This is a genomic window from Ruegeria sp. CL7 (genome assembly GCF_056536445.1).
Genome location: NZ_JBQFPQ010000001.1, coordinates 1295375 through 1318851 on the forward strand (window position 1 = coordinate 1295375; position 23477 = coordinate 1318851).

The following is a 23477-nucleotide window of genomic DNA, read 5'->3' on the forward strand; positions in this document are numbered from 1 at the left end:
GAGACATCCATGACGAATACCGTATCCACCGAAGACAAGGTGCACTGGGCGGCAGCGATGCACGCTCAGGAATACCGCGACGGCAAGCTAAGCCGAAGGGAATTCATGACGCGCGCAACCAGTCTTGGGGTTACTGCCGCAGCTGCCTATGGCATGATCGGATTGCCGACACCTGCTTTGGCCGAAACAGCAAAGCAGGAAGGCGGCACGCTGCGTGTCCAGCAGGAAGTCCGCGCCCTCAAAGATCCCAGAACTTATGACTGGTCGCAGATCGCAAACGTGACGCGCGGCACGCTGGAATATCTGGTCGAGTACAACTCGGACGGATCGTTCCGTGGCATGCTGCTGGAAAGCTGGGAAGTCAACGATGACGCAACCGAATACACTCTGAATGTCCGTCCGGGCGTCAAGTGGAACAACGGCGACGATTTCACGGCTGACGACGTTGCCCGCAACATTGCGCGCTGGTGCGACAAGAGCTCGGAAACCAACTCGATGGCGGGCCGCTTTGCAACCCTGATCGACGCGGATACCGGTCAGGCCGGTGAGGGTGTCATCGAAGTCGTCGACGCAACCACGGTCAAACTGAACCTGCCAAAGCCGGATATCACCCTTATTCCGGGCATGGCCGACTATCCCGGCGCGATTGTTCATAGCTCGTTCAGCGAGACTGACCTGCTGAACAATGTTGGAACCGGCCCCTATCTGATGGACGAACTTGAGGTTGGCGTAAAAGCCGTTCTGGTTCGCAACCCGGATCACACCTGGTGGGGTGAAGAAGTGTACGGCCGCCCTGCCTTGGACCGTATCGAGTACATCGACTACGGAACCGACCCTTCTGCCTGGTTGGCGGCGCTGGAATCCGACGAAGTCGACATGCTGTATGAATCGGTGGGTGAATTCATCGACGTGATGGACGGGCTTGGCTATGTGAAGTCAGAAGTGGTAACCGCCGCGACCATCGTTATTCGTCCCAACCAACTGGCCGAGATCGACGGGCAAAAGCCTTATGCGGACAAACGTGTCCGGCAGGCCCTTCAGATGGCCGTAGACAATTCTGTTTGTCTGGAACTGGGCTATGGCGGTCGCGGAGCGCCGGCGGAAAACCATCACGTAGCACCGTTGCATCCGGAATATGCCGAGCTTCCACCGCAAAAGGTTGATCCCGCGGCAGCCAAGGCGCTGATGGACGAAGCCGGTTTTGGAGATTTCGAGCACGAGATCATCTCGATCGACGATGACTGGCGCCGCAACACCACAGATGCCGTTGCCGCGCAGCTGCGCGATGCCGGAATCAAGGTCAAGCGGACCGTTCTGCCCGGCAATACCTTCTGGAACGACTGGGCCAAGTACCCGTTCAGCTCGACCAACTGAAACCCGCGTCCGTTGGGTGTTCAGATTTGGGCGCTTGCTTATCGTACGGGCGAAGCCTGGAACGAGTTCGGCTATGCGAGCCCCGAGTTTGACGCCATACTGGAAGAGGCGCTGGCCATTGCCGACGCGGACAAGCGTCGCGAAGTCATGGCGCGTGGCGAAGCACTGCTTCAGGAAGATGGGGTTACTATTCAGCCCTATTGGCGCTCGCTCTATCGCCACATGAAAGAGGGTCTTGTTGGAACCGACATGCATGTGACCTTCGAACACCATCACTACAAGTGGGGCTGGGCTGCCTAAGCACTGCAATCCACACACGAGGGGCGCCTGACACGGGCGCCCCTTTCCAGCCGCAGACTTGCCGACGCGTGGTCGGACGTCCGAGGCCAGAAAATGGTCCAATGATCTGCGGAATACCTGAACAACAGGGGCCACCATGGGACTATTCATCCTACGACGGTTCGGAGTGATGCTGCTTACGGCATTATGTCTGACATTCGTCGTCTTTTTCCTGACCAACCTATACCCGAACCTTGAAAAGCTGGCGAAAACGCAGGGCAACCAGCGTATGTCGGATGAGCAGGTCGAAGCCTGGTTGGAAAACCGCGGCTACTTGCAGCCGACACTCGTTAAATACGGCCAATGGTTGGGCGTGATGCCCGGGTTCCAGAATACACTGGAAGATGGCCAGTTCGTGGGAACCTGCACAAGACCCGGTTCGACTGCAGAGGACACGGCAAGATATTGTGGTGTTCTTCAGGGCGATTGGGGATACTCAACCGTTTTCAAGGAAGAAGTCGGAACCATCGTTGGCAAGCGCTTGGGCAACACAGGTTACCTGATGTTCTGGGTTTTGGTCCTGATGGTGCCTTCCGCCCTGATCGTTGGTGTACTGGCCGGGATGCGAGAGGGATCAGCCCTGGATCGATCATTGTCGACCTTCTCAATCATCACGACAGCGACACCGGAATACGTATCGGGCGTTATCTTCATTGCGATCTTCACCTCGTCCACCGTGGGGCTGAAATGGTTCAAGGGAACCGCGACGCAAGCGATGGAGAACCCGACATTCGAAAACTTCTTCCTGCCGGTTCTTACCATTGCGCTGTACGGTATGGGCTATATCGCCCGGATGACCCGCGCTTCGATGACCGAAGTGATGACGGCGCAATACATCCGGACCGCACGGCTGAAGGGTGTCTCGTTCCCGAACATCGTCATGAAACACGCCTTGCGCAACGCGTTGATCGCGCCGTTCACGGTTATCATGCTGCAGTTCCCATGGCTGCTGAACGGCGTGGTGATTGTTGAAACCCTGTTCAACTACAAGGGTTTCGGCTGGGCGCTGGTTCAGGCCGCTGGCAACAACGACATTCAGCTTCTGCTGGCGATCTCGGTCGTGTCGGTCTTCGTGGTTCTGATAACGCAGCTGATCTCGGATATCGGCTACGTTTACCTCAACCCGCGCATTCGCATTTCATAAGGAGGGTGAGATTATGGAACCACTAACCTGGACCGGCTCTATCGCCTTCCTGAACCCGCTTCTGATGATCGCACTGGCAGCACTTTTCCTGTCGATCCTGGTCTGGATCATCGCCAGTATCTTTTTGCCTGAACAGCAGATTGTCGTGAACCCGGATGGATCCGTCAGTTCTGGCGGCGGTGTCCGTGGATTGATCCAGCTTGCGCTGCACTACAGTTTCCTTGCCAGCGTGGGATTGGCCGTGGCTTATCTGGTGCTGGGCATCCTGATGGGCACTGGCGCAGGGATCATCGGCGCAATTTCTCAGCAATTCCTGCCTGTATGGGTCGCGCTGATCATCATGTTCGCCATGTCCATCGCCTTCAAACGACGGTTGGGGTTGTACGGCAAACTGTATGACAGTCCCATCGGAATGATCGGCTTTGGCCTTGTAATGTTTTGGGTCTTTACTGGCATCTTCGGCGCTCTTGATCTGATCGTGACCCATGACCCGCTGACACAGATCTCTGGCATGAAGAACAAAGTGCCGGGAACGCCTCTGCCAAATCTGGAGGACGGCGAGTATGCCTGGTATCTTCTGGGCGGTGACAATCTGGCGCGTGACGTATTCAGCCGGATGGTCAAGGGGGCCTGGGTTGTGGTGCAAATTGCACCGCTGGCAACGATGTTCGCCTTCATGGTCGGCATTACGCTGGGGCTTCCCGCCGGTTACTATGGGGGCCGTTTTGATACATTCCTGTCCTTCCTCGCCAACCTGATCCTCGCCTTCCCGGTGATCCTGCTGTTCTACCTGCTGGTGACACCGGAGATCGTGGCGACCGGGGTGCCGAACTACATGGCGGCCGTACTGTTCGTGTTCCCGATCCTGTTCATCGGCGTATTGCTGAATTCACGCTATTACACGCGCCCGAATTTCCGTACGCCGTTGCTGATCGGTGTTCTGGGTGTTGCGATCTGGCTGTATCTGTCGCTGATTTCGACCGGTGGCTACATCATCAACACCGACGCCTACCGGATCTGGGGCCTGCCGACCTATCTGGACCTGTTCGATATCCCCGGCGGTATTCTGGTGGTGTTCGTCTCGGTGGTCTTCGTCAACTCGCCCACGGTCTTCCGTATCGTGCGCGGCCTGGCGCTGGATATCAAAACCCGAGATTACGTGGCTGCAGCCCAGACACGCGGCGAGGGGCCGTGGTACATCATGCTTTGGGAAATCCTGCCCAACGCACGCGGCCCCCTGATCGTCGATTTCTGTCTGCGCATCGGTTACACCACCATTCTTCTGGGGACTTTGGGCTTCTTCGGACTGGGCCTTCCGCCGGAAAGCCCGGACTGGGGATCCACGATCAACGAGGGGCGCAAGCTGCTGTCGATCTACCTGCACCCTGCCCTTCCTCCTGCCTTTGCACTGCTGTCGCTGGTTCTTGGTCTGAACCTGCTGGCTGACGGTCTTCGCGAGGAAAGCCTGAAGGACTGATGTGATCGAGGCCGGGGGGCCAGCCCCCCGGACCCCCCGGGATATTTTTGGCCAGATGAAGGGGATCCCCGCATTTGGTGAGGAGTAAGCAAAATGAGCAAAATGGCGGATTATGACGGCCCGATCCTGGAGATCGACAAGCTGTCCATCTCATTCTTTACCCGCCTGCGGGAAATCCCCGCCGTTATGGATTTCTCGGTCAGCGTAGAGCCCGGTGAAGCCGTGGGGCTGGTTGGTGAATCCGGTTGTGGCAAATCAACCGTGGCACTGGGCGTTATGCAGGATCTTGGCAAGAACGGTCGCATCGTCGGAGGCACGATAAAGTTCAAGGGCCGCGATCTGGCAGAGATGTCGGCCGAAGAACTGCGCGACATTCGCGGCAATGAAATCGCGATGATCTATCAGGAGCCGATGGCATCGCTGAATCCGGCGATGAAGATCGGCAAACAATTGATGGAAGTGCCGATGATCCACGAGGGGGTAAGTCAGGAAGAGGCTTATTCCCGTGCGCTGGAAGTGGTGACGGACGTTCGCCTGCCAGACCCCGAACGGATGTTGAATTCGTTTCCGCACCAACTGTCGGGTGGTCAGCAGCAGCGGATCGTGATTGCGATGGCGCTGATGTCGAAACCGGCGCTGTTGATCCTGGACGAGCCGACAACGGCTCTGGACGTGACCGTCGAGGCCGCCGTGGTTGAACTGGTCAAGGATCTGGGCAAGAAATACGGCACCTCGATGTTGTTCATCTCGCACAATCTCGGGCTGGTTCTGGAAACCTGCGACCGTCTGTGCGTGATGTATTCGGGTGAAGCGGTCGAGCGTGGCTCGATCAAGGATGTGTTCGACGAGATGCAGCACCCTTATACACAGGCGCTGTTCCGTTCGATCCCGCTGCCGGGGGCTGACAAGAACACGCGTCCGCTGGTGGCTATTCCGGGGAACTTCCCATTGCCCCACGAGCGGCCTCCGGGTTGCAACTTCGGACCGCGCTGCGACTATTTCGAAGAGGGGCGCTGTGACGCGAAGGAAATCCTGATGGAGGCCGTTCCTGGAAATGACCGGCACCACACCCGCTGCCTTAAATTCCAGGAAATCGACTGGAACGCCCCACTTGCGCTGGCCGATCAGAAAGAAAAGGGTGAGATTGGCCGAACGGTTCTGAAAATGGACAACCTCAAGAAATATTACGAGGTTGCGGCAAATGCCTTGTTTGGCGGCGGTGAAAAGAAGGTTGTGAAGGCCAACGAAACGCTCAGCTTCGAGGCGCACGAATCCGAGACACTGGCCATCGTGGGGGAATCCGGCTGCGGCAAGTCCACCTTCGCCAAGGTGCTTATGGGATTGGAGACGGCCACAGACGGGCAGATCCTGCTGGACAACCGCAACATCGAACAGGTGCCCATCGAAGAACGCGATGCCAAGACGATCGGCGAAGTTCAGATGGTTTTCCAGAACCCGTTCGACACGCTGAATCCGTCGATGACCGTTGGCCGTCAGATCATCCGGGCGCTTGAAATCTTTGGTGTCGGAAACTCTGAAGCCGAGCGCAAGAAGCGGATGCTGGAGTTGCTTGATCTGGTGAAGCTGCCGCGCGCCTTTGCAGACAGGATGCCGCGACAGCTGTCCGGTGGCCAGAAACAGCGCGTGGGTATCGCGCGCGCCTTTGCCGGCGATGCACGTATCGTTGTGGCGGACGAACCCGTCTCGGCGCTGGATGTGTCGGTTCAGGCTGCCGTGACGGATCTGTTGATGGAGATACAGCGACAGCACAAGACCACGCTGCTGTTCATCAGCCACGATCTGTCCATCGTGCGTTACCTCAGTGACCGGGTCATGGTGATGTATCTGGGCCATGTTGTGGAATTGGGCACCACGGATCAGGTCTTTGCCCCGCCCTATCACCCCTATACCGAGGCGCTGCTGAGCGCGGTTCCGATTGCGGATACCTCGATCGAAAAGCAGCATATCGTTCTGGAAGGCGATATTCCCTCGGCCATGAACCCGCCACCAGGCTGTCCGTTCCAGACGCGTTGCCGATGGAAATCCGAGGTGCCTGACGGTCGGTGCGAATCCCACGTGCCGCCGGTGCAGACGCTGGCGGATGGGCACCAGATCAAATGCCACCTGGCCGAAGATATTCTGGCCCGGATGGAGCCGGTGATCAAAGTCGCGGCGGAGTAAACCCGTTTCTGAACCATGGAAAGGGCCGGTCAGGACCGGCCCTTTCTATTGGCGCCGCGGTTCGTGGGGAGACAGGCGGCGCTTGGGAGTGGCGTGAGTGGCGACCCCGGTAATTCGTCAGCCGGTCATGACGTTGTTGCCGAAATGCATGAATTCCTGGTTCATTCCTGCAATGCCACCGGCTTCAAGCAGAAGGCTGGCACTGTCGAGCATCTTGTAACTCTGCTGAGCTTTCACCCAGTCGTCGGCAGATTGTAGAGTGGTCAGCGTGTAGGATGTGACCTCATTCAGGTAATGAGTGGGGATGATCACCTTGGGCTGGAGCTTGGATACGATGTCGTTGCCCTGATCGAAGCTGAGGATATGTTCCGAGCCATCAACCGGCAGCGTCAGAACATCCACCCGACCGATCGCGTCCCAGAACTCCTGTGGCGGGTTGTGGCGGTTGTCGCCCCAGATCAGCGTTCGAATGCCGCCGGTCTCGACCAGATAGACGACCATATCCATGTGGCCCACGTTGTTCGGCGGGCAGGCTTCCACGCCGAACTCGGCCAGCGCATTGGTCCAATCATACCATCCCGGCGCGACGCAGGCGTGCTTGTCGGCAAAACCGGTGATCTTGATGTCTGCAAACTCGAAATTGCCCACCATGCGATCCAGCACCATGGTCGAACTTGGGCGTTCAATCGCATCGTGATCAAAATGGGCATGGGTCGACAGGGTGATATCCACCGGGATTTGCGGGAATTCGTTGCGGAACCAAAGCCCCCATGCGCCCGACGGATCATCGCGCCAGGGATCAAACAGCACTGTTGCGCCATTGGGCGAGGTGATCTTGATCGCACAATGACCATAATAGTCGATGCCAACCGTCCCGGTGCTGGCCTGACCCGTTGCGCCTTGCAGATCGATCACGTGGTTGTTGTTGCCCGGCTGTAGCCACGCCTGAGATTGCGCCTGAACCGGTCCTGCGCCCAGTACGGAAACAGTCGCGCCGACACCGGCAGCCCCCGCCGCCATAAAGAACGACCGGCGAGACAGCCCCGGCGCCAAATGATCCTTGTCGCCGTTCAGGATGGTTGGTTTCAGATCTTTGCGATCCATTTTTGTGTACCTCTCTGTTGGACATGTGCAGGTTTTCCGCACGTCCCAACCAAAGGTAACAAGCCAGGGCATATTGGCTCAGACCGAAAAAATGGGGGCGGAATATGGGGGAAAACCCCATATTCCATGTTCACGAAATCGAGAGCAAATGACTGCGCAGGTTCTGGCTGCGCCCTTCAAGGCCCAGCTTGCGGCGGATGTTGTTGCGGTGAAAATCGATTGTCGATGTTTCTCGGGACAGGGCCTTGGCGATGTCCTTGGTTGTTTTTCCAAACATGACCATCTGCGCAATCTCGATCTCGGTCGGGGTCATTGCTGCAAACGCATCCGTCAGTTTGTCCGACAATGAAGACGTGATCTCGTTCAGGTTCTTCTCGGCCAACTCTAGATAGACATACTGCGCTTCGTCCCCGGAAAGCTGCATTCGAACCTTTTCCAGATAGGGCAAAACTCGGCCGCGCACCTGTTCGACAATTTCGTGATCGCGGTTTTTGCGTTCGTCATCCAGACTGGACAGCAGGACGCGCAGCGCCGTGTTGGTTTCCTGCAATTCACGGGTGCGATCCGCGACACGGGTTTCAAGCTGCGCCAGTGTTTCGTTGAGCTTCTCTTCCAGCGCGCGGCGCAGGTAAACCTCTTGCAACAAAGCCAAATCCGACTCGACCATGCGTGCGAACTGCGCCAACCCTTCGCGGAACAACAAGGCACGCCGGTTCTGCTTTCGATCCAGAACACAAATCGTTCCGAACACCGATCCATCGGGCCATTTCAGCGGCAGGCCGATGTAAAATGACATTCCATGTTCCAGATCGTCATTGTCGGCCCAATCCGGATCGCAGGCTGCATCCTCAACCACCAGTTCTCCGTCCCGTTGCAATACGCCCTGACAATAAAGTTTGGGATTCAACTGGAAACTCAAACCAACCGGATACGGGTTTTCGGGATGATCCGAGGTGATCAGCACCGCGTGATCCGGTGCGTCGGTTTTCATGATCAGGCTTGCGGGCACATCCGCCAATTCCGCGACCAGATCAACCAGTTGCTGCCAGTTAATTAGCGTTTCTTGCGGGATCTCAGGGTGGTCAACAGGCATCAGGCGGCCTCACCAGTTGCTGGACGATACCCTTTCAGGTTAGTTGGACTGGTTGCGTCGGATCAAGAACCGGACGTTCTGCGTCGCGGCATAGGGTTTAACCGCCCCAGATAACCTTCACGTAGTTCTGGGTTTCCTTGTATGGCGGTATGCCGCCATGCTTTTCTACCGCTTTTGGGCCAGCATTGTAGGCGGCCAAAGCCAGTGGCCAGGATTTGAACTTGCGATACTGCCAGGACAGGTATCTGGCCCCACCTTCGAGATTCTGCTTGGGGTCATGCGGGTTGACCCCCAAAAGCTCGGCGGTCTGAGGCATCAATTGCGCCAATCCCAGAGCACCCTTGTGAGACTTCGCGTGCGGGTTCCATCCGCTTTCCTGCTGAACAAGGCGCAGGAACAAGTCTTCGGGAATGTTGTGAAGGCGGGCAGCCTGTTTAGCCAGATCCAGATACTGGCCGCGATACTTGCCAGTATATCGCTTGCCGGTATGCGTACGGGATGTCTTGGGTTTCAACCGCGCGGAGTCGCGATACTGCGTCGCCGCACGGGAATCCAGAATCTTCGACTGCTTGAGGAAGATATCTTTGCGGCTTTTGGTAGACAGAGTTTGCGCCTGCACAGGCAAAACGGCCAGCACAAGGCAGACAACAGAAAACCCAGCAACCCAAGAACGCATCAATGCCTATCCTGCTCGATAAGAAACCAGTCGGATTATAGGTATTCCCACGAAAAATGAAAGCTTGGTAAAGACCAAAGTAAGACTCTTGCCCAACACTGTTGTATCTACTGTTTTCATCCATGATGCAGGCCGTATAGGGTCTCACGAAACAAGTCGCGCCAGATTCGGCGCACATACGCGAAAACAGAACGAGGAATTACATGGCGGGTTCAGTCAACAAGGTCATTCTGGTCGGAAATCTTGGCCGCGACCCCGAGGTCCGGTCGTTCCAGAACGGCGGAAAGGTTTGCAATCTACGCATTGCCACGTCAGAGACCTGGAAAGACCGCAACACGGGCGAACGCCGCGAACGCACGGAATGGCACTCGGTCGCCATCTTCTCGGAACCGCTGGCCCGTATTGCTGAGCAATATCTGCGCAAAGGCAGCAAGGTTTATATCGAAGGCCAGCTGGAAACCCGAAAATGGCAGGATCAGTCGGGGCAAGACCGTTATACAACCGAGGTTGTTCTGCGCCCCTACCGCGGTGAATTGACCTTGCTCGACAGCCGCGGCGAAGGCGGCGGCGGCGGTGGTTACGGCGGCGGCCAGGCCGGTGGCAGCGGGTACGGAGACCCTTACGGCGGTCCGTCCAGTTCCCCGGCACCGGCATCGGGTGGCATCGACGACGACGAGATTCCGTTCTAGGAAATTCGGAGACACGACATGACATGGTCCTTTTCTATCGGCCGATTGCTCGGTTCCGAACTGAGGGTCCATGTCACGTTTTTCCTGCTTCTGACCTGGGTGGGCTTTGCGGCCTATTCTGCCGGTGGCCTGCCGGCCGCCATAGACAACCTGTTGTTTGTTCTGGCCTTGTTTGCCTGTGTGGTCGCGCATGAATTCGGTCATGCCCTCATGGCGCGGCGCTTTGGAATCAAGACCCCAGACATAACATTGTTGCCGATCGGCGGGTTGGCCCGTCTTGAAAGGATGCCGGAAAAACCGATGCAAGAAGTGCTTGTGGCACTTGCAGGTCCGGCGGTGAACATCGTGATCTGGGTCATACTGGTCGCCTTCGGAGCAGGAGTGCCGATCGAGACGCTTTCCCAGATCGATTCACCGGGTATCGGGTTTCTGAACAGGCTGGCCTACATCAACCTGCTGCTGGCCGTATTCAACATGATCCCGGCCTTCCCCATGGACGGAGGGCGCGTTTTCCGCGCCCTTCTGTGCCTGCGCATGGATCGCGTCAAAGCAACACGCGTGGCTGCTGTCGGAGGTCAGATCGTTGCGGTAGGTCTGGGGTTTTTGGGGCTGAGTTCAGGCAACCCGTTTCTGGTGCTCATCGCCGTGTTCGTGTTCATCGCCGCCAACGCCGAAAGCCAGGAAGTCGCCCTGCGATCCGCAGCGCGCCGGGTTCTGGCGCGGGACGCGATGATCACGGAATTTCACGCGCTTTCCCCCGACGATACGCTGAGTACCGCGGCGCAAGCCGTGATCCACACCACTCAACACGAATTCCCTGTATTGGACTCAAGCCAGGCCCTGCTGGGATTCGTCACGCGTGAACGGCTGTTCGCTGCGCTCGCAAGTGACCAACCCAGATCTGCGCCCGCCACGTCGATCATGGACGCGGCGGTCCCCGCAGTTTCGCTTACCACCGGGCTCGAGACCGTTCTGGAGCACTTGCACAACGGCGCTCCGGCCATCGCTGTGGTCACTCGGGGTGGTCGCATGATGGGTTACATCACGCGCGAGAACATCGGTGAATTGATGGTCATTCAGGGGCGCTAGGCTTTTAGGTCAAGCCGTGGCAAGCGCATCCGACAGGACCGAAAGAACCGCATCTTTCGGCACATCTGAGGTCACGAACGCCTCTCCGATCCCACGCGCCAGAATAAACCGAAGCTGGCCATCCACGACTTTCTTGTCCTGTCCCATAAGATCCACCAGCGCCTCGGCGCTTGGCAATTCGCCCGGAATATCGGCCAGATCCGTCTTCATCCCCATCGCACGCAAATGCGCGCGCACCCGGCTTGGGTCCTCTTGCGAACACAAACCCAGCCGAGACGACAACTCAAACGCCAGCACGCAGCCAATTGCCACACCTTCGCCATGCAGAAGGCGGTCAGAATACCCTGTTGCAGCTTCCAGGGCGTGGCAGAACGTGTGACCCAGATTGAGAAGAGCCCTGTCACCTTGTTCGGTTTCATCCCGCGCGACGATGTCGGCCTTCATTTGCACCGAGCGCGTCACCGCATGCACACGGGCCGCCATGTCACCCGAGGAAACGCTTGGCCCGTGCGCCTCAAGCCAATCAAAGAACTTTGCATCGCCAAGCAATCCGTATTTCACGACCTCGCCATAGCCCGACAAGAAGTCTCTTTGGGTCATGGTCCCCAGAACAGAGGCATCCGCCAGAACCAGCGAGGGTTGATGAAACGCGCCGATCAGGTTTTTGCCCTGTGGTGCGTTGATCCCGGTCTTTCCACCGACCGAACTGTCCACTTGCGCCAGCAATGACGTTGGAATCTGCACAAAGCGAACACCGCGCCGCAAAACCGCTGCTGCAAAGCCTGCCAGATCTCCGATGACGCCGCCCCCCAAGGCTACGACGACATCCCGGCGTTCGACTTTTTCTGCAAGCAGCCACTCGACGGCGCGCTCGAAATACGGCCAGCTTTTGGTTGCCTCTCCGGCGGGCAGCGCCAGTGCGGTCATCTCGATCCCCGCGGCATTCAGCCCGGCGCGCAGCGCCTCAAGATGCAGACCGGCCACGTTTTCATCCGTCAGAACCGCGACTTTTGGCCGGGCCAGAAGTGGTGATATCCAGCCCCCTGCCCGCGTCAGAAGATCCGGACCGATTTCAACATCATAGGATCGGTCACCCAGGTCCATATGTACTGTTTGGTGCATTTATTTGAGTTCCAAAACATCAGGGCGCGCCAACAGAGCGTCGACAACGCGGCCAACCATATTTTCGATCGAGGTCTCGCCATCCGAATCCACTGTCAGATCGGCCTGAGCATAAACCGGCACGCGGGCCTCGTAGAGGGATTTCAGCGTCGCATAAGGATCTGCCGTGCGGAGCAAAGGACGGGTGTCTTTGTGGCGCACACGGTTCCACAGAACATTCAGATCCGCGCGCAGCCAGACGGCAGCACCCTTTTCGGCGATGATGCGACGATTTTCCGGCTGGAGAAACGCCCCCCCACCCGTTGAAAGAATACCTTTTTGTTCATCCAGCAAGCGCCCGATGACCTGCGCTTCCTTGGTGCGAAAGAAAGGTTCGCCGTCACGCTCAAAGATTTCAGGAATGGTCATGTTGGCGGCTGATTCGATCTCGGCATCGCTGTCCAGAAACGGAACACCCAGACGTGCGGCCAACGCGCGACCCACCGCTGTCTTGCCAGCCCCCATCATACCCACCAGAACCACGGTTTTGTGCAGATCAAAACCACCCTGTGTGTCTGTCGAATGTGTGTTATGCTTAATTTCGCTCATTTAAACGTGAATGACGTGATCTTGGGAAAAATGCCAGTTATAACTTGGCCAAAATCAAAAATTGAGGCAGCGTGGGGCCATGGGCCGACTGATCAAATTCCTGATATATGTTCTTTGCCTGGTATTCATTGGGCTGGTCGCCTACGCCTATGTTGGCCCATTCTTTGGCGTGGATTTTTCTGCGCCTCAAAGTGAAATCCGCGAACCGGTCGTATTGGATGTCAACTAAACAGGCGTTGTTGGCGGTCTTTCTGGCGGGATCGGCACATGCGCAAACCCCGTTATCAGCGATCGAATGGCTTGCGGATCCGCCGGAAAACCTGCCCGGAACCGTATTGCTGGAACCGCCGGTGGCACAAAACGGCGGATTGCCCGAAATTGAGGTCACGCCGCTTGAAGCGTTGTCGCAACCTTTGGGCTTGGTCGCATCATCCGTCACCGGGTTGCCCGTGGATTTGTGGCAAGGCAGCGATGCGAACCGGCTGGCGGAGCTGATCGCGAAGACGCCCGTTCGCGACAACCCGACCATGCAACGCCTGTTGTTTACATTGCTTCTGTCGGAAACCCGCGCACCGGCGGGCCCTGATGCGCAAGAGATTATGCTGCTGGCGCGGCTGGACCGTCTGATGCAACTGGGCGCGGCTGACCCCGTGCAATCGCTGGTTCAACTGGCCGGGCCGACCGATACACAGGATCGGTTTCAGCGTTGGTTTGACGCAACGCTGCTGACCGGTGATGAGGATCGCAGTTGCACCGCCCTTATCGCCGATCCGCACCTGTCAAAGAACTACGCCGCGCAAGTGTTCTGCAAAGCCCGACGCGGAGATTGGGCATCGGCAGCGTTGACGCTTGAGGCAGCGCATGCCCTGAACATCCTGCCGCCGGCAGAGCTGGCGGTTCTGGATCGTTTTCTAAGCCCTGAACTCTATGAAGGCGCGGCTTATCTGCCCCAACCTGAAAACCCGGATCCATTGAGTTTCCGACTGTTCGAAGCGATCGGAGAACGGCTTCCTTCCGCCTCGTTGCCACGCGCTTTCGCCAACGCGGATCTTCGGGATGTGGCCGGATGGAAAGCGCAGATCGAAGCCGCCGAACGGCTTACACGCATTGGCGCTTTGACGCCCAATCAACTGCTTGGACTTTATACCGAAAGGTCCCCGGCAGCGTCCGGCGCAGTTTGGGACAGGGTCGCAGCCATCCAACGATTTGAAAGCGCGCTGGATACGCGAAACGCTGAAGCCATCGGAAAAACGCTGCCGACGGTCTGGCAGCAGATGCGCAGCGTCGGGCTTGAAGTGCCCTTCGCCGAATTGTTCGCCGAGCGTCTGTCGAAGGTTTCGCTGTCGGTGCCGGCGACTGAAAACCTGCGCTGGCGCATTCTGATGCTGTCTGGCCTGTACGAACAGGCTGCACAATCAGCGCCGGACAACTCGATCGATACCCTGTTTCTTGCGGCGCTGGCGCAGGGTGATCCGGGGCGGGCGGTTTCTCCTTCTCCGTTGGCCGACGCGGTTTCTCAGGGGTTTGCATGGGCGGCACCCGTACCCAACGACATCGACGCCTTGCTGGACAATGGTCAACTTGGTGAAGCCATACTGGAAGCCATGCAGTTGTTTGCGCATGGTGCACGGGGCAATCTGGTGGATCTGACCGCAGCAATCGCAACCTTCCGACGCGTGGGCCTGGAAGACACCGCGCGGCGTGCCGCGCTGAGCCTGTTGATCCTGCAAGAGCGCTGAAGATGGCTATTCCGGCGACAAATGAGCTATGGATTTCGACTTTTCTACAGGCCCAGGCAGCGGAACTTGGCGCGGCGACAAATACCTTGCTGGCCTATGGCCGCGATCTGAAAGACTTTGCATCCTGGTTGCAGCACAGGGGATCCGGATTCGATCAGGCAGATCGTGATCAGATCGAGGCCTATCTGATCGACTGCCAGGCACAGGGCTTGTCACGTTCCACCCGCGCGCGGCGATTGTCGGCGATAAAACAGCTGTACCGCTTTGCATTCGAGGAAGGCTGGAGCGAGACGAACCCCGCCATTCAGATCAAAGGTCCGGGGCGGCAGAAGCGACTGCCCAAAACGCTGGACGTGCCCGAAGTCGACCGTCTTCTGGCAGCCGCCCGACAAACCGGGCGCAGCAAGGGCGATCGCATACGCAATACCTGTTTGATGGAAGTTCTGTACGCCACCGGGATGCGTGTGACCGAACTTGTGTCCCTGCCCGTTTCCTCGGCCCGTGGCGATCCCCGTATGTTGCTGGTGATGGGCAAAGGCGGCAAGGAACGCATGGTACCCCTGTCCCCACCGGCGCGGGATGCTTTGGCTGCCTGGTTGATCGCGCGGGACCAAGCCGAAGACCAGACCGTCGAGAAAGGCGGTCAAATATCCCGTTTTCTGTTTCCGTCGCGCGGCAAATCCGGCCACCTGACGCGGCACAGATTCTTTCTGCTGGTCAAGGAACTGGCCGTTCAGGGTGGCGTTTCACCCGAGAAAGTCACCCCGCATACCCTGCGCCACGCCTTTGCCACGCATCTGCTGGCCAACGGCGCGGATCTGCGTTCGATCCAGACCTTGTTGGGTCATGCCGACGTTGCAACGACCGAGATTTATACTCATGTTCTGGATGAACGGCTGTCGGAACTGGTGTTACAACACCACCCGCTGAGCAAAGACCCTGACGAAGACCGGGGCTAAGCCCTTGATCCAGCAGCGCGGCATCCCCATAACGGATGCGTCACCCTAACCCACCAAGGACCAATGGAACCCTCATCTTCTCTGATCGACAGCACATTCTGGATTACGTCAGGCGCGATCCTCTTGTTGCTCGTTTTGTCCGGCTTTTTCTCGGGTTCGGAAACGGCGCTTACAGCTTCGTCTCGCGGAAAACTGCGGGCGCAGGCCGACAAGGGATCACGGGGCGCAAAAAAGGCGCTGGAAATCACCGATGACAATGAACGCCTGATCGGCTCGGTTCTTCTGGGCAACAACCTTGTCAACATCCTGGCCGCCTCGCTGGCGACGGCCTTGTTCACCCGTTTATTCGGCGAAAGCGGTGTGGCGTTGGCGACCCTGGTCATGACTTTGCTGGTGCTGATCTTTGCCGAAGTGCTACCAAAGACCTACGCCATCACCAATTCCGAAAAGGCCGCGGCGGCTGTTGCCCCGATCATCAGCGTCGTCGTGACAGTGTTTTCACCCATTGTGGCGGCGGTGCGGCTGCTGGTGCGCGGTGTGTTGCGCCTGTTCGGCGTGCAGATCGATCCCGACAGCAACATTCTGGCTGTACGCGAAGAGATTGCCGGCGCCTTGCAACTTGGTCATTCCGAAGGCGTGGTCGAAAAGGAAGACCGCGACCGCATCTTGGGTGCGCTGGATCTGGGCGACCGGACGGTGGAAGAGATCATGCTGCACCGATCGAATATCGAGATGATCGACGCCAATGCCGCCCCAGAGGAAATCCTGAAACAATGTCTGCAAAGCCCCCACACCCGTCTGCCTGTGTTCCGGGACGAGCCGGAAAACATCGTGGGTGTTGTCCACGCCAAGGACCTCTTTCGCGCCATGTATGCGCAGGCAGGCAGCAGCGACGGCGGGACCGACCGTTTGGCAAGCTTTGACATCGGAAAGGTGGCAAACGACCCTTACTTTGTGCCCGAAACCACGACGCTGGACGACCAGATGCGGGAATTCCTGCGGATGCACAGCCATTTTGCATTGGTTGTGGATGAATATGGGTCACTGCGAGGCCTGATCACGCTTGAAGACATTCTTGAAGAAATCGTGGGCGAGATCGCCGATGAGTTCGACATAGACGAAGAGGTGCCGGTAATGCGCACCGAAGATGGCCAGTATCTGGTTGAAGGATCCATGACGATCCGGGATGCCAACAGGGCGCTGGACTGGTCTCTGCCGGATGACGAGGCGAACACGCTGGCCGGTCTGGTGATTCACGAGGCCCAGATGATCCCTGACGTCGGTCAGGTGTTTTCGTTCCACGGTTTCCGGTTCGAGGTCACGGCGCGTGAAGGCAACCGTATCACGGGACTGAAAGTGCGCCCCCTGTAGCGCCTGCGATTTTTCTGAAATGTTCCGCGCGTTGCCCAAGTGCCTGCCGTCAACTGAACGACCCAATTGCACTGAACCGGGCCCGGATATTCCGATCATCGCACAGTTCGACCCAAGCACGGAGCTGGGCGAGATGGGCCAGTTTGATCACCCCGACTTTGTTTCAGCTGTGCAGTAAAGTGGAAAAGCAGCCTTCAAGGCCGAAAAACCACCGGGCGATGTCGTGCTGAACGAGGCGCAGACCGCCTGTTTGTTTGCCCTCGGCTACAGGATTTGACGACATTGGCTGCGCGAGAAGGCTGTGCAAATCCAAAGCTGGTGCAATAGATGACATGCGACACTTGTTGTCGCTAACAGACGAGTAATATCCCCATCGGCTCTACAGTTTTTTCCAAAGTCATGGGGAGGAACACTGTGAAAACCACCTGTCAGGTTGCCGTCATCGGGGGCGGCGTCGTCGGATGCTCGGTGCTCTATCACCTGACCAAGCTGGACTGGTCCGACGTGATGCTGCTGGAGAGGTCGGAACTGACCAGCGGATCGACATGGCACGCGGCGGGTGGGTTTCATACGCTCAACGGCGACACCAACATGGCCGCGCTGCAGGGCTATACCATCCGGCTGTATAAAGAGCTGGAAGAGATCACCGGCATGTCCTGCGGGCTGCACCATGTGGGCGGCATCACGCTGGCCGACAATCAGGACCGGTTCGACATGATGCTGGCCGAACGCGCCAAGCACCGCTTCATGGGGCTGGAAACCGAGATCATCGGCCCCGACGAGATCAAGAAGATCGCCCCCATCGCCAACACCGACGGCATCATCGGTGCGCTTTACGACCCTCTGGACGGGCACCTCGACCCCTCGGGCACGACCCATGCCTATGCCAAGGCCGCGCGCATGGGCGGCGCCACGATCGAGACCCACTGCATGGTGCGCGAGACCAACCAGCGCCCCGACGGTACATGGGACGTGGTCACCGACAAGGGCACCATCCATGCCGAGCATATCGTCAACGCCGGCGGCCTCTGGGCGCGCGAGGTGGGCGCGATGGCGGGCATTTACTTCCCGCTGCACCCGATGGAGCATCAATACCTCGTCACCGACAACATCCCTCAGATCGAGGCGATCATCGACGCGGGCGGCGAACATCCGCACGTCATGGACCCGGCCGGTGAAAGTTATTTGCGGCAAGAAGGGCGCGGCCTGTGCATCGGGTTCTACGAACAGCCCTGCAAGCCCTGGGCCGTGGACGGCACACCGTGGGAGTTCGGGCACGAGCTGCTGCCTGATGATTTCGACAAGATCACCGACAGCATCGAGTTCGCCTATCGCCGCTTCCCGGTTCTGGCCGAGGCCGGGGTGAAATCGGTAATCCACGGCCCCTTCACCTTTGCCCCCGACGGCAATCCGCTGGTCGGACCAGTGCCCGGCGTGCGCAACTACTGGTCGGCCTGCGGCGTGATGGCCGGCTTCAGCCAGGGCGGCGGCGTCGGCCTGACGCTGGCGCAATGGATGATCGAGGGCGAGCCCGAGCGCGACGTCTTTGCCATGGACGTCGCCCGCTTCGGCGACTGGATCACCCCCGGCTACACCCGCCCCAAGGTGATCGAGAACTATCAGAAACGCTTCTCTGTCGCCTACCCGAACGAGGAACTGCCCGCCGCGCGGCCCAACCGCACCACGCCGATGTATGACATCTTCAGCGATCTGGGCGCGGTCTGGGGCCAGCAATACGGGCTCGAGGTGCCGAACTATTTCGCGCAGGAGGACGAGCCGACCTATGAACCCCCCTCCTTCCGCCGCTCGGACGCCTTTGCGGCAACGGGCCGCGAGGTGCGCGCCGTGCGCGAGGGCGTCGGCATCAACGAGGTGCACAATTTCGGCAAATACCTTGTGACAGGCCCCCGCGCCCGCGACTGGCTGGATCGGATCATGGCCGGGCGCATCCCCAAGCCGGGCCGCCTGTCGCTGACGCCGATGCTGTCGCCCAAGGGCAAGCTGATCGGGGATTTCACCGTGTCGTGCCTGGGCGAGGAGGAATTTCAGCTCACCGCCTCATATGGTGCGCAGAATTTCCACATGCGCTGGTTCCGGCAGCATCAGGAAGACGGCATAACCATCGAGAATATCAGCGACAAACGCAACGGATTCCAGATTGCAGGCCCCAATGCCCGCGAGGTTCTGGCTGCCTGCACCCGCGCCGATATCAGCGACATGCGCTTCATGGACGTGCGCCGCATGGTCGTCGGCATGACCGACTGCATCGTGCAGCGGGTCAGCTATTCCGGCGACCTGGGGTTCGAGATCTACTGCGATCCGATGGCGCAGCGGCAGCTGTGGTGGACGCTTTGGCAGGCCGGCCAACCGCACGGCATCACCCCCTTCGGCATGCGCGCGATGATGAGCCTGCGGCTGGACAAGTTCTTCGGCTCGTGGATGCGCGAATTCTCACCCGACTATACCCCCGCCGAAACCGGGCTGGATCGCTTCATCGCCTTTGGCAAGGACGCCGATTTCATCGGCCGCGCCGCCGCCGAGGCGGAACGTGCCAACGGCCCCGCGCGCAGGCTGGTGGCCTTCGAAGTCGATGCAGTCGATGCTGACGTGAACGCCTATGAACCGATCTGGCTGGACGGCAAGGTTGTGGGCTTTTGCACCTCGGGCGGTTATTCGCATTATGCCCGCAAGTCCGTCGCCATCGGTTTTCTGCCAACCGAACGCGCAGCAGATGGGCTTGAAACGAAGATCGAAATACTGGGCCAGTTGCGCAAGGCAAAGGTCATCTCGACACCCTTGTTTGACGCAGATGGCGCCCGAATGAGGGGATGACTCGGGCTCGGGCTGACGGCATTGTGCTGAAATGACTGAAATACCCATTATCCTTCTGGCGGCTGGCCAATCCAGCCGCATGGGCGGCATCGACAAATTGATGCAGCCGATCAACGGCATCCCGTTGATCGCCCGCTCTGCAAGCGTGGCCTGCGCCGTGGGACCTGTGATCGTCGCCCTGCCCCCTGAACCAAATCCAAGATATGGCGCGCTTGATGGCATGGATGTTCAGATCGTTCCGGTCCGGGATGCGGCAGAAGGCATGAACGCCAGTTTGCGCGCCGCGATCCAAAACCTGCCACCTGATGCACCCGCCGCGATGGTTTTTCTGGCTGATCTGCCCGATCTGACAGAAGCTGACCTGGCAGCAATCCTGAAAGCGCGAGAAACCCATCCCGACAACCTGATCTGGCGTGGGACGACCGAGGAAGGAAAGCCCGGTCATCCGGTGGTGTTTGACAGATCCCTTTTTGATCAACTGTCACAATTGCAGGGGGACGACGGTGCCCAGAAGATCGTGCGAAAGCATCAAAACAGTGTTCATCTGCATCCCCTGCCCGGCCGAAACGCACTGTTGGATCTGGATACCCCGGGTGACTGGAAGGCCTGGAGCAAAAAACATGCCCCCTGAACAAACACGGCCCGGTCTTATCGACCGGGCCGGTGCCCAAAACAGGACTACCACTTTGCTCAATCTCCAAAGCGCGGCCAGTGTGCTTTCAGAAGCACCCCGGCTCTCAAACAGCCAAACCTAAACAAGACCCCCTCGTTAACACGCCGTTATCACTTTTGGTGATCGAGTTAGCCGCCAGCGCCCCCTAGCGCTTTTGGCTCCCCTCACTTGGGCACCTTCATCCTCACTTATCCGATCGTTCGAAACAACGTAAAATTGGAAGGAAGGGTTAATTTGGGTCTTGTTCAAATGGCTTTTACGCAACATCGCGCCAACCAGAAATCAACTTAAAGGCGATAGACTGTTTTCACAAGAGGTAGCGATTCGTGATTAAGCGCAAACTTATTAGCCAATATCCGTAATCATCCACATTTTTTTGTGTCAAGCCATGTCTCAACCAAACCCACCCACAACCATTGGAAGAGCAGCTCTTTTCCCCATCATTTGGAAGGATGATTGTCAACAAAACAAAACAAATTCAATGTTTTTGAAAGTTTGACGCCATTTTTAGCAACAATCCTCCGATTCGCTGCGGTCTTGGTCGGTGAAATTTCGCGAATCCCGATTGACGTCGACCGCAAGCCAACACCGACTTTGTGGCAAAATTAAGATTTATTAATTGATCAGTCAGGAAACGCCAATTCTGAGCATGCATCTGTTGTCTCAACGCGCAGCCGCAACTGCGCGACGATAATCAGGAGACACAAATGAGCATCCGCAAATCCTCGCTTTTACTTCCCCGCACTTCCAACTGGGTCGGTGTCAGTGCGCTCGGCGCGGCCCTACTGGCAACGACGGCTATCCCTTCCATGGCGGACGAGGCATTGGCTGACCTGGTTGAGACCGTTTCACCATCGGTCGTAACCATCATCGCTGAACAAGACGCAGTGCCGACCCCAGCCCAGGGGCAGAACTTTGACTTCGAAGGACACCCGTTTGGTGAATTCTTCAAACGCTTCGGCGGCCCCGAAGGGTTCAACATGCCGCAACGCGGCCCGTCTCAGGGCCTGGGTTCGGGATTTGTTCTGGACGAAGCCGGATACATTGTTACCAATCACCATGTCGTCGACAATGCCTCGACCGTGACCGTAAGGCTCAGCGATGACCGTACCTTCGACGCCGAAGTGGTCGGAACGGACCCGCTGACGGATATCGCGGTTCTGAAAATCGACGCGGGAACTGACCTGCAAGCCGTAGAGCTTGGCGACAGTGATGAAATCCGCGTAGGTGAAGACGTGGTCGCCATCGGCAACCCCTTCGGCCTCAGCTCGACCGTGACCACGGGCATCGTTTCGGCAAAAGGCCGCAACATCTCGGAAGGCCCTTATGCCGAGTTCATCCAGACGGATGCAGCGATCAACAAGGGCAACTCGGGCGGTCCCCTGTTCAACATGGATGGCGAAGTGGTCGGTGTGAACTCGGCCATCTATTCGCCCAGCGGTGGTTCTGTAGGGCTTGGATTTGCCGTCACGTCGAACATCGTTGAACACATCGCGGCCGATCTGCGGGATGACGGACAGGTGAGCCGCGGTTGGCTGGGCGTGTCGATCCAGAACGTAAGCCCACAACTTGCGGCGGCGTTGGGAATCGAGGCTTCCTCGGGCGCGCTGGTGTCTGACGTGGTTGCGGGCAGCCCGGCAGACGGCGCCCTGAAGCAGGGAGACGTTATCCTGACCTTCAACGACGATGCCGTGGAGTCCAGCGGTGACCTTCCCATCCTTGTGGGTACGACCAAGGTCGGCACCGACAGCACTCTGACCGTTTTGCGTGACGGCAAGATGGAAACGGTGACCTTGACGGTTGGCCAGCATCAGGCCGCATCGGCCGAGGCCGACAAGCCGGTCGAGGCGGAAATTGCGGGAACAACACTGGGTGTGACCGTGGCCCCCCTGACCGAAGCGGTTCGGGCAGAAACCGGTGTTGCTGAAACCGTCCAGGGCGTCGTCGTCACCGACCTGAAGCCCGACAGCCCAGCGGCAAAGGCCGGCCTGCAACGCGGCGATGTGATCGTCAAGCTCGGCAATCAGGACACTGTCTCTCCGGACGCGCTGAAATCTGCGCTGGACAGTGAGAAAACCGATCCTGCCCTGGTGCTGATCAACCGTGGCGGCAGCCAGATTTTTGTCGCGGTCGAACTGGCCTGACCTTGAACATGCGTGCGCCGCTTGATGGGGATTTTCGGCGCACGCCTCACCCGGCGGATCAGAGTTGTCCACTATCCGCCGGGCTTGCCGGGTGCCGGCCCAGCACCCGGCAAGAACTTCTTCTAACCATATGCTTTAGTTAAAATTTGTGTTTAAATATCAAAAGAAAGGATCCCGACCATGAGCCGCCGTCTGTTGATCGTCGAAGATGATGCTGACACCAGGGACTTCATCGCCAAAGGTTTTGGCGAAGAGGGGTATGTGGTCGAAACCGCTGCCGACGGTCGTGAGGGGTTGTACCATGCCACGGACGGTGGGTTTGACGCCATTGTTCTGGACAGGATGCTGCCCGGTCTGGATGGGCTGTCGCTGATCAAGTCGATGCGGGCCGCCGGTTTGAAAACTCCGGTTTTGATGCTGACGGCGATGAGCGCTGTGGACGAAAGGGTCAAAGGACTGCGCTCGGGCGCTGACGACTACCTGGTCAAGCCTTTTTCGTTTCAGGAGTTGCACGCCAGAATCGAAGCCCTTTTGCGTCGCCCTCAGGAATCCGAAGAGACGCCGACATTGACTTGCAAAGACCTTCAGATGGACTTGTTGACTCGCAAAGTCACACGCGATGGGCACGAGATCACTCTGACACCGCGTGAGTTTCAGATTCTCGAATTTTTCCTGCGCCGCAAAAACCGTGTGGTGTCGCGCACCATGTTGCTTGAAGGGGTTTGGGATTATCATTTTGACCCGAACACCAACGTCGTGGACGTGCATATTTCGAAGTTGCGACGCCAGTTGGACGAAGGCGGTGACGCGCCGTTGATTGAAACCGTCCGCGGAGCGGGTTACATGATGTCCGATGGATAACCTTCGGCTTTCCCTGAATAAT

Annotated in this window: 18 protein-coding genes and 1 pseudogene; 14 read left to right on the plus strand and 5 right to left on the minus strand. The window is 58.1% G+C overall.

The window, feature by feature from the left end; all coding sequences use genetic code 11:
• The first annotated feature begins 9 nt into the window (after positions 1 to 9).
• From ACR0LI_RS06560 to ACR0LI_RS06575, 4 genes and pseudogenes are all read left to right on the plus strand, one after another.
• Positions 10 to 1674, plus strand: a pseudogene (locus tag ACR0LI_RS06560) (ABC transporter substrate-binding protein).
• A 136-nt stretch (positions 1675 to 1810) separates the two neighbouring features.
• Complete coding sequence (locus ACR0LI_RS06565) at positions 1811 to 2857, plus strand: ABC transporter permease (protein WP_152457770.1); 1047 nt, start codon at positions 1811 to 1813, stop codon at positions 2855 to 2857.
• 13 nt (positions 2858 to 2870) lie between these two features.
• The gene (locus ACR0LI_RS06570; protein ID WP_171723402.1) at positions 2871 to 4334 is read left to right on the plus strand and encodes an ABC transporter permease; all 1464 of its coding nucleotides are present in this window, start codon (positions 2871 to 2873) and stop codon (positions 4332 to 4334) included.
• Positions 4335 to 4427: 93 nt separating this feature from the next.
• Positions 4428 to 6515: a dipeptide ABC transporter ATP-binding protein gene (locus tag ACR0LI_RS06575; RefSeq protein ID WP_152457768.1), complete on the plus strand. Its 2088-nt coding sequence runs from the start codon at positions 4428 to 4430 to the stop codon at positions 6513 to 6515.
• A gap of 117 nt (positions 6516 to 6632) precedes the next feature.
• Here the strand turns inward: ACR0LI_RS06575 and ACR0LI_RS06580 are convergent, their stop codons facing one another.
• From ACR0LI_RS06580 to ACR0LI_RS06590, 3 genes are all read right to left on the minus strand, one after another.
• On the minus strand, positions 6633 to 7619 hold the full coding sequence (locus ACR0LI_RS06580; RefSeq protein ID WP_480718212.1) for an MBL fold metallo-hydrolase: 987 nt from the start codon (positions 7617 to 7619) through the stop codon (positions 6633 to 6635).
• A gap of 130 nt (positions 7620 to 7749) precedes the next feature.
• Positions 7750 to 8712 (minus strand): LuxR C-terminal-related transcriptional regulator, encoded by a 963-nt coding sequence (locus ACR0LI_RS06585; RefSeq protein WP_480718213.1) that lies wholly within the window; start codon positions 8710 to 8712, stop codon positions 7750 to 7752.
• 97 nt (positions 8713 to 8809) lie between these two features.
• Positions 8810 to 9388: a lytic transglycosylase domain-containing protein gene (locus tag ACR0LI_RS06590; RefSeq protein WP_171632935.1), complete on the minus strand. Its 579-nt coding sequence runs from the start codon at positions 9386 to 9388 to the stop codon at positions 8810 to 8812.
• A gap of 203 nt (positions 9389 to 9591) precedes the next feature.
• Between ACR0LI_RS06590 and ssb the strand changes: the two genes are divergently transcribed.
• The gene (gene ssb, locus ACR0LI_RS06595) at positions 9592 to 10077 is read left to right on the plus strand and encodes a single-stranded DNA-binding protein (RefSeq protein WP_480718214.1); all 486 of its coding nucleotides are present in this window, start codon (positions 9592 to 9594) and stop codon (positions 10075 to 10077) included.
• Positions 10078 to 10095: 18 nt separating this feature from the next.
• The gene (locus tag ACR0LI_RS06600) at positions 10096 to 11166 is read left to right on the plus strand and encodes a site-2 protease family protein (RefSeq protein ID WP_480718215.1); all 1071 of its coding nucleotides are present in this window, start codon (positions 10096 to 10098) and stop codon (positions 11164 to 11166) included.
• A gap of 9 nt (positions 11167 to 11175) precedes the next feature.
• Here the strand turns inward: ACR0LI_RS06600 and aroB are convergent, their stop codons facing one another.
• Positions 11176 to 12288 (minus strand): 3-dehydroquinate synthase, encoded by a 1113-nt coding sequence (gene aroB / locus ACR0LI_RS06605; protein WP_480718216.1) that lies wholly within the window; start codon positions 12286 to 12288, stop codon positions 11176 to 11178.
• The gene (locus tag ACR0LI_RS06610) at positions 12289 to 12876 is read right to left on the minus strand and encodes a shikimate kinase (protein WP_480619217.1); all 588 of its coding nucleotides are present in this window, start codon (positions 12874 to 12876) and stop codon (positions 12289 to 12291) included.
• A 79-nt stretch (positions 12877 to 12955) separates the two neighbouring features.
• Here ACR0LI_RS06610 and ACR0LI_RS06615 point away from each other — a divergent pair, with 79 nt between their 5' ends.
• The 8 genes from ACR0LI_RS06615 (at position 12956) to ACR0LI_RS06650 (ending at position 23455) form a co-directional block, all read left to right on the plus strand.
• Positions 12956 to 13105 (plus strand): hypothetical protein, encoded by a 150-nt coding sequence (locus ACR0LI_RS06615; protein ID WP_480718217.1) that lies wholly within the window; start codon positions 12956 to 12958, stop codon positions 13103 to 13105.
• A complete protein-coding gene (locus ACR0LI_RS06620) occupies positions 13095 to 14615 on the plus strand; it encodes a hypothetical protein (RefSeq protein WP_480718218.1) in 1521 nt (506 codons plus the stop codon). Before ACR0LI_RS06615 ends, ACR0LI_RS06620 begins: the two co-directional genes overlap by 11 nt.
• Before the next feature lie 2 nt (positions 14616 to 14617).
• Positions 14618 to 15574 (plus strand): site-specific tyrosine recombinase XerD, encoded by a 957-nt coding sequence (locus ACR0LI_RS06625; protein WP_171723408.1) that lies wholly within the window; start codon positions 14618 to 14620, stop codon positions 15572 to 15574.
• 63 nt (positions 15575 to 15637) lie between these two features.
• Entirely contained in the window at positions 15638 to 16945 is a 1308-nt protein-coding gene (locus tag ACR0LI_RS06630; RefSeq protein ID WP_480619213.1) for an HlyC/CorC family transporter, read from the plus strand.
• A gap of 414 nt (positions 16946 to 17359) precedes the next feature.
• On the plus strand, positions 17360 to 19777 hold the full coding sequence (locus tag ACR0LI_RS06635; protein WP_480718219.1) for a GcvT family protein: 2418 nt from the start codon (positions 17360 to 17362) through the stop codon (positions 19775 to 19777).
• 31 nt (positions 19778 to 19808) lie between these two features.
• The gene (locus ACR0LI_RS06640) at positions 19809 to 20408 is read left to right on the plus strand and encodes a nucleotidyltransferase family protein (RefSeq protein ID WP_171632956.1); all 600 of its coding nucleotides are present in this window, start codon (positions 19809 to 19811) and stop codon (positions 20406 to 20408) included.
• Between the two features lie 749 nt (positions 20409 to 21157).
• Positions 21158 to 22594, plus strand: coding sequence for a DegQ family serine endoprotease (locus ACR0LI_RS06645; protein WP_480487340.1), 1437 nt, complete (start codon positions 21158 to 21160; stop codon positions 22592 to 22594).
• A 180-nt stretch (positions 22595 to 22774) separates the two neighbouring features.
• On the plus strand, positions 22775 to 23455 hold the full coding sequence (locus ACR0LI_RS06650) for a response regulator transcription factor (protein WP_152457754.1): 681 nt from the start codon (positions 22775 to 22777) through the stop codon (positions 23453 to 23455).
• Positions 23456 to 23477: the final 22 nt, after the last annotated feature.

Coding starts and splice junctions, on each gene's coding strand:
- ACR0LI_RS06565 (WP_152457770.1), top strand. CDS start 1,811: ATGGGACTATTCATCCTACGACGGTTCGGAGTGATGCTGCTTACGGCA.
- ACR0LI_RS06570 (WP_171723402.1), top strand. CDS start 2,871: ATGGAACCACTAACCTGGACCGGCTCTATCGCCTTCCTGAACCCGCTT.
- ACR0LI_RS06575 (WP_152457768.1), top strand. CDS start 4,428: ATGAGCAAAATGGCGGATTATGACGGCCCGATCCTGGAGATCGACAAG.
- ACR0LI_RS06580 (WP_480718212.1), bottom strand. CDS start 7,619: ATGGATCGCAAAGATCTGAAACCAACCATCCTGAACGGCGACAAGGAT.
- ACR0LI_RS06585 (WP_480718213.1), bottom strand. CDS start 8,712: ATGCCTGTTGACCACCCTGAGATCCCGCAAGAAACGCTAATTAACTGG.
- ACR0LI_RS06590 (WP_171632935.1), bottom strand. CDS start 9,388: ATGCGTTCTTGGGTTGCTGGGTTTTCTGTTGTCTGCCTTGTGCTGGCC.
- ssb (WP_480718214.1), top strand. CDS start 9,592: ATGGCGGGTTCAGTCAACAAGGTCATTCTGGTCGGAAATCTTGGCCGC.
- ACR0LI_RS06600 (WP_480718215.1), top strand. CDS start 10,096: ATGACATGGTCCTTTTCTATCGGCCGATTGCTCGGTTCCGAACTGAGG.
- aroB (WP_480718216.1), bottom strand. CDS start 12,288: ATGCACCAAACAGTACATATGGACCTGGGTGACCGATCCTATGATGTT.
- ACR0LI_RS06610 (WP_480619217.1), bottom strand. CDS start 12,876: ATGAGCGAAATTAAGCATAACACACATTCGACAGACACACAGGGTGGT.
- ACR0LI_RS06615 (WP_480718217.1), top strand. CDS start 12,956: ATGGGCCGACTGATCAAATTCCTGATATATGTTCTTTGCCTGGTATTC.
- ACR0LI_RS06620 (WP_480718218.1), top strand. CDS start 13,095: ATGTCAACTAAACAGGCGTTGTTGGCGGTCTTTCTGGCGGGATCGGCA.
- ACR0LI_RS06625 (WP_171723408.1), top strand. CDS start 14,618: ATGGCTATTCCGGCGACAAATGAGCTATGGATTTCGACTTTTCTACAG.
- ACR0LI_RS06630 (WP_480619213.1), top strand. CDS start 15,638: ATGGAACCCTCATCTTCTCTGATCGACAGCACATTCTGGATTACGTCA.
- ACR0LI_RS06640 (WP_171632956.1), top strand. CDS start 19,809: ATGACTGAAATACCCATTATCCTTCTGGCGGCTGGCCAATCCAGCCGC.
- ACR0LI_RS06645 (WP_480487340.1), top strand. CDS start 21,158: ATGAGCATCCGCAAATCCTCGCTTTTACTTCCCCGCACTTCCAACTGG.
- ACR0LI_RS06650 (WP_152457754.1), top strand. CDS start 22,775: ATGAGCCGCCGTCTGTTGATCGTCGAAGATGATGCTGACACCAGGGAC.